14 protein-coding genes are annotated in these 11,524 nt (G+C 33.5%); 8 read left to right on the top strand and 6 right to left on the bottom strand.

Translation table 11 applies throughout. The annotated features are described in order from the left end of the window. Positions 1-606: 606 nt before the first annotated feature. Positions 607-1,047 carry a hypothetical protein gene (locus AC3WSO_RS00070; protein ID WP_492527677.1) on the bottom strand — a complete coding sequence of 147 codons (441 nt, stop codon included), beginning with the start codon at positions 1,045-1,047 and terminating at the stop codon, positions 607-609. Between the two features lie 480 nt (positions 1,048-1,527). On the opposite strand from AC3WSO_RS00070, the gene AC3WSO_RS00065 reads away from it, so the two are divergent. Then, positions 1,528-1,974 (top strand): hypothetical protein, encoded by a 447-nt coding sequence (locus AC3WSO_RS00065; protein WP_492527675.1) that lies wholly within the window; start codon positions 1,528-1,530, stop codon positions 1,972-1,974. A gap of 157 nt (positions 1,975-2,131) precedes the next feature. Here the strand turns inward: AC3WSO_RS00065 and AC3WSO_RS00060 are convergent, their stop codons facing one another. Continuing rightward, complete coding sequence (locus tag AC3WSO_RS00060; RefSeq protein WP_492527673.1) at positions 2,132-2,767, bottom strand: hypothetical protein; 636 nt, start codon at positions 2,765-2,767, stop codon at positions 2,132-2,134. Positions 2,768-3,153: 386 nt separating this feature from the next. After that, positions 3,154-3,747 carry a hypothetical protein gene (locus tag AC3WSO_RS00055; protein WP_492527671.1) on the bottom strand — a complete coding sequence of 198 codons (594 nt, stop codon included), beginning with the start codon at positions 3,745-3,747 and terminating at the stop codon, positions 3,154-3,156. A 116-nt stretch (positions 3,748-3,863) separates the two neighbouring features. Between AC3WSO_RS00055 and AC3WSO_RS00050 the strand changes: the two genes are divergently transcribed. Further along, positions 3,864-4,058 (top strand): hypothetical protein, encoded by a 195-nt coding sequence (locus AC3WSO_RS00050; protein WP_492527669.1) that lies wholly within the window; start codon positions 3,864-3,866, stop codon positions 4,056-4,058. A 332-nt stretch (positions 4,059-4,390) separates the two neighbouring features. Here the strand turns inward: AC3WSO_RS00050 and AC3WSO_RS00045 are convergent, their stop codons facing one another. After that, complete coding sequence (locus AC3WSO_RS00045) at positions 4,391-4,837, bottom strand: hypothetical protein (RefSeq protein WP_492527667.1); 447 nt, start codon at positions 4,835-4,837, stop codon at positions 4,391-4,393. Positions 4,838-5,284: 447 nt separating this feature from the next. Between AC3WSO_RS00045 and AC3WSO_RS00040 the strand changes: the two genes are divergently transcribed. From AC3WSO_RS00040 to AC3WSO_RS00020, 5 genes are all read left to right on the top strand, one after another. Further along, the gene (locus tag AC3WSO_RS00040; RefSeq protein ID WP_492527665.1) at positions 5,285-5,881 is read left to right on the top strand and encodes a hypothetical protein; all 597 of its coding nucleotides are present in this window, start codon (positions 5,285-5,287) and stop codon (positions 5,879-5,881) included. Between the two features lie 342 nt (positions 5,882-6,223). After that, positions 6,224-6,718, top strand: coding sequence for a hypothetical protein (locus tag AC3WSO_RS00035; protein WP_323657673.1), 495 nt, complete (start codon positions 6,224-6,226; stop codon positions 6,716-6,718). 186 nt (positions 6,719-6,904) lie between these two features. Then, a complete protein-coding gene (locus AC3WSO_RS00030; protein ID WP_492527663.1) occupies positions 6,905-7,075 on the top strand; it encodes a hypothetical protein in 171 nt (56 codons plus the stop codon). Between the two features lie 77 nt (positions 7,076-7,152). Beyond that, entirely contained in the window at positions 7,153-7,689 is a 537-nt protein-coding gene (locus AC3WSO_RS00025) for a sigma factor-like helix-turn-helix DNA-binding protein (protein ID WP_492527661.1), read from the top strand. 12 nt (positions 7,690-7,701) lie between these two features. After that, a complete protein-coding gene (locus AC3WSO_RS00020) occupies positions 7,702-7,923 on the top strand; it encodes a hypothetical protein (protein ID WP_323657670.1) in 222 nt (73 codons plus the stop codon). A 107-nt stretch (positions 7,924-8,030) separates the two neighbouring features. Here the strand turns inward: AC3WSO_RS00020 and AC3WSO_RS00015 are convergent, their stop codons facing one another. Next, positions 8,031-9,062: a tyrosine-type recombinase/integrase gene (locus AC3WSO_RS00015; protein ID WP_492527659.1), complete on the bottom strand. Its 1,032-nt coding sequence runs from the start codon at positions 9,060-9,062 to the stop codon at positions 8,031-8,033. A 715-nt stretch (positions 9,063-9,777) separates the two neighbouring features. On the opposite strand from AC3WSO_RS00015, the gene AC3WSO_RS00010 reads away from it, so the two are divergent. Continuing rightward, the gene (locus AC3WSO_RS00010) at positions 9,778-10,251 is read left to right on the top strand and encodes a DUF3967 domain-containing protein (RefSeq protein ID WP_492527657.1); all 474 of its coding nucleotides are present in this window, start codon (positions 9,778-9,780) and stop codon (positions 10,249-10,251) included. A gap of 580 nt (positions 10,252-10,831) precedes the next feature. Here AC3WSO_RS00010 and AC3WSO_RS00005 read toward each other — a convergent pair. Next, on the bottom strand, positions 10,832-11,524 hold a 693-nt coding region (locus AC3WSO_RS00005), incomplete at its 5' end, for a helix-turn-helix domain-containing protein (RefSeq protein ID WP_492527655.1).

Below are 11,524 nucleotides of genomic sequence, written 5' to 3'. Positions count from 1 at the left end.
AAGGCGACTTTGTTTTGGTATAGACTTGTCTCTCATAATTTTTGAAGCAATTAAACCATAACCATTTTCATAAATTGTTCCTCTAAATTGAATAACGCTATTTTCCATTTCCTATATCTCCTTTTAGGACAACAAAAAAGGCAAAGTTCCCGATAAACTAATAAGGGGAAACAATGCCTTTTCATGTGTCTAATAAAAGAGCTACAATTTTTCCTTGAAACTCACTGTAATATATTCTAAAATGAATGACATACATTTATGTAAGTAACAAAGAACTTCGACAGGTGTTTGCCCTATGGTAAGGATAGGGGGAACGGTTTAAGGGTGCTACCAACATCACTTAAACACGTTGAGGTTCTTTTTCTTTGTCCGTTCATATTTTGTTAGTGAAATTATCTTATAACTTCTAATAAAACACAAGTGACATTTTTATAGTTTAATATAGATGGCAGTAAGCTTTACGATATATTGTACTAAATTCCCGTTGGATAATTTAGTAAGTTCAGTACCTTATATCGCCTTAAAATTGTGCAGATTTTCAGCTTCCATGCTTGTTCTATACACAGCTTTACAAAACTTTTTTTTATGCACCAAATGATTGTTTGTTTAAAATTCCCCTTTAAGGATGACTATTTCATCTGCCGTAAGATGGTAAACCTCACTTAAAATACTTTCAAAATTAACGTGTTGTACATCAGTAATGACACGACATCCACTATTATTCGTTCTTGATCTGTTTCTAGAAAGAATAAATAGCTTTGATTGCTCCATATACTTGAAAGCTGTTGAGATTGTATTTAATCCAACGTCTAATTTTTCACTCAGATGTTTTCGGTTTACTTTTATAATGCCGTTGTATGTAAGGTCATAAATCAATTTTTCTAACACACTATGTACTTTACCACCCGGATAAATCCCTTGTGTTGCAAGTACTTCTTCTAATTGTTGAAGACGTTCTTTTTGGAGTTGTCGACTTCCTTTTCGACTGCCGTATGCAATAAAAGTTTGAACTGCTCGTTCTGGTGTAGTTTTTAGTCTATTTATCATAGTAGATAGATGCTCCTTTGGAATAAAAAAGCCGTTTTCATCGCTGTATTAACGATACAAAACGCTTTTTAATTGGTTATTCCTACCATACCCTAGGGTTAGAAACCTATAAATATGTATACTCCTTCTTCCCCTTTATATCGAACCCATTGAAATGGAATTCCCAAAATAAATGAAATACTCAAACTAAAAATAGCAATTTCCTTTTTCATAAAGACAACACATTTTCCATAATTGGAAAATTAATGTTATTATATAAATATAATACACCGATCCGAAAAGAAAAAGGAGTAACATTTGCTACTCCTTTACTCTTTCTTCCATTCCGTTTAACATAACAGACCGTTTGCCATTTCGTCATCATCCAATCAAACTATCGTAAAAAACCAACTGTTTACAAAAAATAAAGGGTTTGCAAAAAAATTCCTTGTATTCTATAATTTAACTGTTCGAAAAATATTTTTTTTAGGAGACGATTATATGTTTAAAAAATTAGCAGTTGGCGCACTTTCAATTGGTATCATGTTTGCTGGAGCTGGTAATACATTTGCTGCAGAAAGTAATAATTTAAATAAAAATATTAAAGATCCCTCAACATTCTATATCAAGCCGGTTGCTCAAAGCATAGCTAATACGACTGCCTCTTTGAGCGGTAATACATTGACACTTGGAATTATAGGTTTAGGTAACCCTTTTACTCCTACATATTATCAACAAGTTGCATGGACAGGTGATGGAAGTGAGCCAGGCAATAATAATGTGCTGAGTTATGTAGATGCCAAGGCAGGAAATGGAAAAGATGTTTCAAGAGATGTAGCATGGTCTACTGTAGAAGGTAAACTTAAAACTGACTATATTTATGGATGGGCTAAATCTAAAGGTGGAACATGGTATTCAGCTGGAAAAACACCAAAACCATCAAAATAATAAAATAATAGCCTTTTCATATGTGATATTTTTTCCACATATGAGAAGGCTATTTTTGTTACAAAAAATATTATTAAAGTAATCGGTGGTTATTTCTACCATACTCTTGAGTTAGAAACCTGTAAATATGTTCTACGTTTATTAGTTTCTATTTTATTTATTGAATAGAGCCATGACGTTTGAAAAATTCTAGTAGTGCAACCTCGACTAACTGCGATTTTTTTATGTTTAACTCATCTGCTACACAGTCTACTTCTGCCACTAACTCCTCTGAAATGTAATACGTTTTATTTTTTCTGCTTCTCGTATTTAACTTCGAAATCTCATTAAAAATTGGTAACTGGTCATGCGGATCCTCTTGCTGAATTCGCTCCTGAATCATTTTTTTTAACACATGAAACTCGGTTTCTGACAGACCAATAGCGTTCAAAATCTCTATATTTTGCTGACTATTAGTTTCTATTAGTTCATTATTAGGAGTGGTGACGGCTACTTCTTTATTAGTTTCTATTAGGTCTTTATTAACTTTTATTAGTTTTTTATTAGCTTTAGGAGTTTGCTTTGCTGCTGCTGCTTTTAACTGTGCCAATGCTTCATTAAACGTCATATCCTTATCAGGAAAATCAGCGTCACGTTGCCATTCATGTTGGGATTTATTATAAAAGTACCCTAATGAATTAAATACTTCTCGTATGGTTGTATCACGTGTATTTAAAATCTTTCTAAGCTCTTTTAATGCTCTTTTACTAGCAATAAGCTCTGAAACTTTGTTGTCTTTTGTCAGCTCCGACATACTATTCACTCTCCTAATAGTTTCTAATATATTAGTTTTTATTAGTTTTTATTAGCTAACTCATAATACTATACCTAACACAGTAAAGGGAGATCTGAAATCCAAATGACAACCTGATTTAAAAAGTTTTGTGTGAAAAATTTAAAGTTGAGAAAAATGTGGTTTGATCAATAAGTACATGAATAAAAAAGCACCTTCAGACAAATCGAAATGATAAAGTACCCGTACACTCAATTTTCACTTTGTCTGAGGGAACTTTAATTGATGACCATATTTTCCTGAGAGTGAGCAATGCTCCGTATTTTTACTAAAGCAAACAAAAGGGCTGATTATGTTTGGCTACCGCCAAAATAAAAAGAGCAACAATAATTGTTGCTCTTTTTTGTTTATTTGTATTTTACTATCACGTAAGTAGCTGTAGTTTTCGCTACGTTTTTATAATACGAGCTACTAACATTAGGAAGACTTACACGATATCTTTCTACTTTTATATCTGCATAGCCACCTAAACGGCTAAGTTTTTTTGAATTTGCTGGTATAGTAGTATTAACACCATATGATTTAGAGAATGATACGCCAACATCTCCCCAATCAGTGTTCACTTTCGAAGAGAAAGTTTCTGATTGGTTATTTACTAACTGATAAGAATTTGCATATGTCCAAGATGGAGTGAATTTTGAGTATCCAAGGAATTGCATCTTCTTATTTTGAGTACCTACTAATGTTTCTCCAATGGCCATTGGAGCAATCCCCGGATTTTCATTGATTGAGTTCATATAATCCAAATGAGCGTCCATATCTTCCTGATTGTCAAAAAAGATTATTGAACCATCGCTTTCTGTAATTTGCAAATTGTTGTCATAATCAAGACTAGATGAGTCATCGTTTGAACTGTCCTCTGCAGCTGATGCTTCATAATTATTGAAGGATAGAATTATGAAAGCGCTTAGAAAAAACAATAAAACTTTAAACTTTTTCATTTTAACACCCCTTTTTTTATGATCAAATTTATAATACCATATATTAGTAGTTTTATGTTCATATTTACATTTTTATATAATAGATGGAAATTATAACAAAGAGGAGGTTACTATTAATGGAGAAAAAGAAGAAAGTTATAAATACTCCAGAATCTATTTTATTAATAAGTTCTTTTTTTATGTTTATGTATATCTCTAAGAATCTTGTATTTATACCAGAATTTAAATATATTTTTGAAAGAAGTTCGCTATGGTTTGTTTTTCCTATTGTTACACTCATAGTAGGTATACATTCTTTTCTAAAAAGATAATAGTAAAAAGCCATCCGTTTAGGATGGCTTTATTTCCCCAATAAGGGTGATACTACTTATACATTCCCATACAAATCGAGTTGACATAACAACTGATTTAGGAAGTTATCGAACCACAACAAAGCCCGTCCTTAAAAGCATCCTATAAAAATAATATAAAAATCCGTATGCAGTTTTTTATACATCCTCGTTAAAACCCCATTAAAAGCATAATAACAACGCAAAATCATGTATAAAATCTTGCATAAAAACACCCATCTATTTAAAGAGCCATCACTCAATAACAAAAAAAACCTGCTGTTATACAAGCAGGTTTTTTATTTGTACAAATATTATTTACTGTACGTACCGACCTTTACAGAATCAATGACCTTCAAAATAGTACGTTTCGATGCTAGGTTGTAGGCTTCTTTATTAGAAATCGTTAATTTAACAGTTTTGTACCCATTAGCCATCATCTTTTCAAAAACACCTGAGATATTTTTATTAGCCGTAGTTGCCCCTTTTTTAAGGTTATCTTTTATGCTTGTTTCTTTCCAAACAAGTTGGAAACGTTCCCCAACTGTTTTAGCGTCTCCAAAACCAAAGACTACCGCATTAGATGCAATTTGGTCTGCACCCGATAAAGATGATTCAATTTGAGACGCTGTTTTTTTAGTTGTTAAAAAGTCTACTGACTTACCAATTGCAGTCTCAAGCTGTAATACTTGTGCTTTTGTAAATGTTGATGTAGAAGGACTTCCTTCACTTTTTTGAACTCCATAAATTGGTGATGCCATAATAAAATTCCTCCAATATTGTTTTTAATTGTTGCTAGAGTTGGTTAACCATCTAACACTCTATAAAGGGAAATTTTGATTCGATTTAGCAACCTTTTTCAAAAAAATTTTTTACACACAAAAAAGCAGAAATAAATTCTGCTTGTCTACTGGAGTACCAAACCTAGAAGGACTGCTCCTCACCCATCTATTTAAAGACCATTTCGTGCCCCCCCTACAAAACGGCTCTACAATAAACCCTTGTCGTTACTGGCTGTAGCATGTATGAAATTTCTGTAATACTTCAAGCTAATTTCATAAATTTTACATTAATATAATATTATTTACATAATAGGTTGAATTATTCATTTTTGTATGAGTATTATATATATGGAAAATATAACAAAAGAGAAATAGCAAAATAGCATAATTTAAATAATATAACTTCACAGGAGTGTTTTATCTAACATGAAAAAATATTTATATTCTTTTTTAACTTTATTTACTGTTTTATTTTTATTTACTTTTTCAACCGAAAAAGCATCTGCTAAAGATGTTACTAATGAAGATCTAGAAACATTATCTCAACAATATAATCTTACAGATGTTAAACTTATAAATGAGCAGCAAGAAAATGATTCTACATTAAATTTTTCTTCAATAGAAGAATTTGAAGAATTTTTAAAGAATGAAGAAAAACAAGAAGTTGCTGTAGAAGAAGAAGTTGTTGCAGAACAATCAAGTCCAATGATGTTTGCAGCAGCCGCATCTAAAGCTGGTACAAAGACTTATGAAAAATCCGAATTTACGGGCGTATCTACAATTACTGCATATGCGAAAGTAACACGTGATTCTAAAGGGATTGTTACTAAGGTTGTTGTATGGAGTTCTCAAACTGGTATTGGATTTCCAATAGCTTATACTGAAAACAGTACTGATTATGTTTTAAATAAATCCAAAACAGGCGGCACAGCTTATGTTTATGGGACAAAAGCTTATGGTGCAACTATAGGTGGTCAAGGAATTGCATATAAAAAAGATGTTACTTATAAAGTATCATTTTAGATAACATTTATATTTAAAGGAGGTAATAGCGATGAGTGTGAATTACCTTGATGTTTTTTTTACAGTAGGTTTTTTTGCTTTTTGGACAATTATCATCGTTTTGATTGTGAAATTCTTTAAAAATAAGAAACTTAAGCTTAAGAATAGTTAAGTTGCAGCACGTTTTCGATGATAGAAAAAGAAAGTGAACCAAATAAAAAAGAGTAGCATTTAGCTACTCTTTTTTCAATTTCCATGGTTGATTTAAATAAAATCGAAGAGTGGTTGTCAAATTAAATACTCCTTTACCTTTATATAGAGAACGTCACAAAGACGAATAAAAATTTAATGGAGGTAATATTTATGGCAATTGGTGAACCACTAACTTCAAAATCTCAACTTTACGGACGTGATAGCGTCGATCTATTGGCTAGAACTCTATATGGGGAAACTCGAGGTGATTCCACATCTCGTGTAGGTGTTGCTCATGTCATTCAGAATCGCAAAAACAATAAAACGTATAATGAATTTAAAAATCTCAACTCGATTGAAGCTGTAGTACTCGCTCCATATGCTTTCAGTTGCTTTAACGCCAATGATCCGAACTTAGCTCACTGTCTAAAACCTGACACAAGTAGTGCTGTTTGGAAAAATATCGTCAACTTGGCTTCAAACTTAAACGGTTTCGCAAATCCGATCGCTAGTAAGTGTTTCTATAATACTAACAAAAGATTTGCAGAACTAAGTTACACTCAAAACGGAAAATTATACTATAAATTCCCAGGCGGAAGTACGGTTGAGATCCATTCAAAAATCTCAATCGGTGAACACATGTTTTTTGACTATATTGTAAAGTAATTACCGACACTGATAGATTTTGTTCGGTTTGTCGCCACAATCCAAAGGAGTGTGGTTGAAAAAGGCAGTAATGACAAAGGTTAATCGTCATTACTGCCTTTTATTTTTTTTATCTTTAAGGTTGTTTTTTTTTCTATAAATATCCCTTTATTACTATAAAGAAAAACTCAGAATCGAGGTGTTAAGATGCAGGAAATAATTCAAGCAATTTCAACAGTAGGCTTCCCGATTGTAGCGTTTCTACTTATTTTTTGGAAATTTGATAAATCACTTGGTTTATTAACAGAGGCAGTAAATAACTATACAAGTGCTGTTCAGTTATTACTACAAAAAGAAAAAGAAAAAAATAATAATTAAGGAAAATATTGAGGAAAACATTCTCTTTTTTTGGTATAATAAGAACATACGTTCCTTTCATAAAGGAGGGGTTTTGGATGCAAAATCGCTTATTAGAAACATTTTTGGAAGATGAAAAAATAAGTAACCTTTATTGCAGTTACTTAGAAAATTCAACGCCCGAGAAAAAAGAACTCATCGAAAAACACTTCAAAATTCATGTGAAAAAGATTCAGATATTTAGTTACTTCTCAAAAATCCTCCATTTCGAATCACAGAGATTTGACAAGAAAATCCGAAAAATTTCTAAAAAAAATCCTTTGATCTTGGATAAAGATTTTGATGATAGTAATACAAGCCCTCTTGATTTGATTAAATCAGAAAGAAATGACAACTATTTCGAGAATGTTATTTCCATAGATTTTAGGAAAATGGAGAATCTCTTTGAAGATAAAACACTTTATAAAATTGTGTCTAATTTGAGTTTAAAACAGAAAGAAATTTTGTATTCAATTTACGTTAAGGGTTTAACTGAAGATGCAGTAGCTACACAGTTAAGTGTTACGAAACAAGCTATTAATAAAACTAAAAATAAAGCATTAAAAAAAATCCGACAAGAATACATACAATTTTAGGAAGTGATGCTGATGAGTGAATTGATTGTTCAAAGATTCGAAGAAGAAGTAATTGAAATGTTGAAACCTAAAATTAAATCTGTTTTGAGACAAACTAATCCGCAAAATCGAGAGGATTTAGAACAAGACCTCATTTTAATGGTGCTAACAGCGATTAAAGAAAAAGATTTTAAGCAGATACCATCCTTTTTCGAACTTATGGAAGAGGAGAAAAATCAAAATTATAAACTTTAGGATTCCTTTGATAGAAAATATAAGAATAAATTGTTTTAGGCTAACTAAAAAGTTAGCCTTTTTTATTTAGATCAACCTATGTTAACTTTTTAAAGACCTCATATCCCTTAATCACTCATGTAACGCATAGCCAATACCCAACGATTCTTGCCATGCCCCAGTTCTGAGTGAATTTGATCCATCGCTTTTTTGGCTTCTACATATAATTGCTTATCATGCTCTCTCAGAATACCGTAGTCTGCCACACGCCCCATTTTTCTATTTTCCAATACACGACTTATCATTTGTTTCTGCTCACTGGTCATTAACTGATTCATACGCTCACGTGCATATGCATGCCTAAAACCATGACATCCACGACCAGCTTGCTCAATTCCTCCTCGTTTGCATGCAGCATTTACACCATCTCTCACCGTAGAATAAGACACATTCACTATTTGCTCTTCAGGAGATTTGTTCGCCATCCAGCTTTCCAGTCGTTGCTCTAAACTTTGTGGTACATCCACCTGTCTAAAACGGCCACCTTTTGTAATCCCCGTACCTTTTTCAATGTTTAAACACCAACCAGTACCTATGTCATTAGGAACAAAATGTTCTACTCGCACGTTTACAGCTTCTTTAACTCGCAATCCCATTTCTCGCATCAAATCAACAGCTTTCGTTACTTCATCTGAACATTTCTCCCGAATTAATTGCACTTCAGCGTCAGTATAAGATCGATTTTTGGCGTCAGAGCCCCTTAAAGGCGTTTCTAAACGTTTCTCTGGACAAAACCTTATCAAAGTAGGCGGATTATCCTCAAAGCGCTTAGAACGCTCTTTAAATCCCTTTTCGAGCAGACGAAGAGACGTTTCAACATTCACCCTGTGTCCTTGAGAAACTTCCTTCTCACTCAAATAAGCAAGGTAGGACACATAATGCACTTCATTCAATTCATTAATTGACTTTACTCCATGCTCACTACGGCACCATTTTACAAAGTTTTGAGCATCTGACATTGTATTGGCCATTTGTTTTTTTGAATGAATACCGTTTGTTCCAACCTTCATCGCCTCACGCTTGGATTCCCCAATTTTATCTATTGCTTGTAACGATTCTTTTACCTCACGCACAATCGACGTGCGTCCTCGTCTTGCCATTTCTCCCCCCCCCCTTCTTTTAAACTACAATGTTTTTCCCTCGCTTTGCTCGGGCACTCCACCTTAGGATATCCGCTGGCTGCGCCAACAGACCTCCTAAGGTGTCGGATGCATTTGTGTTCCGATATGTATTCGATTATCAAGGTGCATACTTCAACTTTCCGCGCTTTGTTATCGGAGTGCGCCATAAAATCTCCGCCCGTTTTTGCGCTGGGAGCGCAAAAGGATTTGCAAGCAAATCCAAATATGCAGCTAAACGCTGCAAGCAATCTATCGATTGCTCCCTTTTACAATCACGTTGTGATTGCCATTTTTTATTAATCCTCCTTATGTTTTTGTTTTCTTTTCGCCATTTTTAGACGCAAAAAAAAGCACGTCTGCTTACCCTCCTTGTGGTTAGTGACCTACTTATCCTTAAAAATATTTAATTTTTTTGTATCAGCCGATTGCTATTGGGGTGTACTCTCCCAAATACAAAATAATCCTCCTTGTTTTTTTATTAATCAGGGCATACTTCACCCTACCCATTGTTCTTACAGCAATCGCAATTGCTGTTTCAAATCAGCCCAAAGGCTCGTCGTTGTTCATTCGTCTTTCCTACCGTATGGTTGGAAAAAATAAAATCAAATAGTATGTTTTTAGACTAGCAGAATTGTAAATAAAAAAAAAGGCATTTCATCTCCGTATAGCGAATCTTTTTAGCGAGGTGATCGCTATGAAAAACGATACAAAACTCTATTCCAGTAAGGAAGTAGCAAAGCGTCTTTCGATTCAACCTGTCACCGTTAGAAAATACTCACAAATGCTTGAAGATAAAGGCGTTTCTTTCAAAAAAGATGAAAAAGGATGGCGCGAGTATAGCGAAGATCATATCGCGTTCTTAGAGTATCTATGCAATATGAAATCTATGGGAAAATCTTTAGAAGAATCAGCTAACCATATAGCGATGCTATATCGTGCTAATTTGTCCATAGCGCAACCCGCTATATCGCTACACGAGCCGAATATTTTAATCGAATTTATGAAAGTACAACATGAATTTAATGAAAAATTAGTCGCACAGCTTGAAAAAATTGAACAACGACAAATGGAACGTGATCACAATTTAATGCAAGTTCTTCTAGAAACACAAGAAGTAAAAAAAGAGCTTGTAGCTACTCAACAAAAAAAATGGTGGAGACTTTGGTAATAAAAGATTTACTACTTCTTTTATAAAACCTACGAACCTTAGGGCCATAACAGTTTTAAGAGTTAATTGAAAGAAATACTCCTAATCTGTTAAAAGTTATTGATTTAAAACCTTTAATAGAATTAAGTCACTACACGAGCCGGATATTTATATGAAACTAGGGCAGACTGTTGCCCTTATGCTCTTTCTGGCTCTTTTTTAGGATGTGGTGCTCTCTCTAAAAGTTTTTTAATTCTTTTATATCGTTTCCCTGTCTCTTCTAACAAATACCTAAAGATTGTTAGGGACTTTTTGTAATCGAATACTTTCGACAGTATGACCTCATCTCCATCGCCCCGTAAAACCGCACAGGAATCCGTATAAAGTGTTTATGGTTATTAACCTTAGATAAACACAATGAATCTTTAAAAACGTCTTACGAACGATTCTAAGAACCCTCAGTTCGCTTTTTATCATCGTCATCATCAATATCTTTTATATATGTACCCTTTTCGGTATGTCTCTTTTCCATATGCCTAAAATCGGCATGCGGTTCAATCCCTTGTGATTCTAAGGTTTGTGGTTCTTCGAATTATTTCATCTAGTCTCTTTTCTCTAGCCAGTTATAAAACGGTACAGGTCGCTGGTACTCCACATTCATTAGTCTATTTTCTGTTTCTTGTTTGATAAATTCACGGGCTTTCTTTTGTTCCTCGTTTTTAAGTCTGCGTAATTCCAGTTCCTCAATTTTGTTCGATAATGCAGTCACCAAATAATCCCTAAAACTGTTTACCTTGCCTTGCTTATATTTATCGACAACTCTCCGTACAACAACGTTGAAACTTCTATCCGTTAGTTCATCCTTAGTAGCTTCTCGTAAATTACTAATAGTTAAATCTATATTTTCCTCGTTATGGGAAGGCGAACCTTCAGTTCGCTTTTTATCATCATCATCAATATCTTTTATATTAAAACTATTATTGTTAAAACTATTATTGATAGTACCCAAATTTTCCGTGCCCGAATTTTCCGTACCCGAATTTTTAGGGTATGGTGGAGTATCCTCATTTTTGGGGACTGGAACAGCCTCTATAAAATATAAATTACGTTCAAACTTACCACCGTCTTTTCTTTTCTCGATAGTGATAAGACCACGCTTTTCTAATACTTTTCTCCACTTGTAATATGTATCCTCACTCATATCCAATTCTTCACACTGTAAAGAAACAGAAGGAAAGGCAACCCTGTTACCCTCTTTGTCCATACCAGCGAACGAACACATATAAGCGTAAAT

The organism is Lysinibacillus sp. EB106-09-02-XG168 (assembly GCF_058791475.1).
Note: the sequence above shows the minus strand (reverse complement) of the source record. Positions and strands in the feature narration are given on the sequence as shown.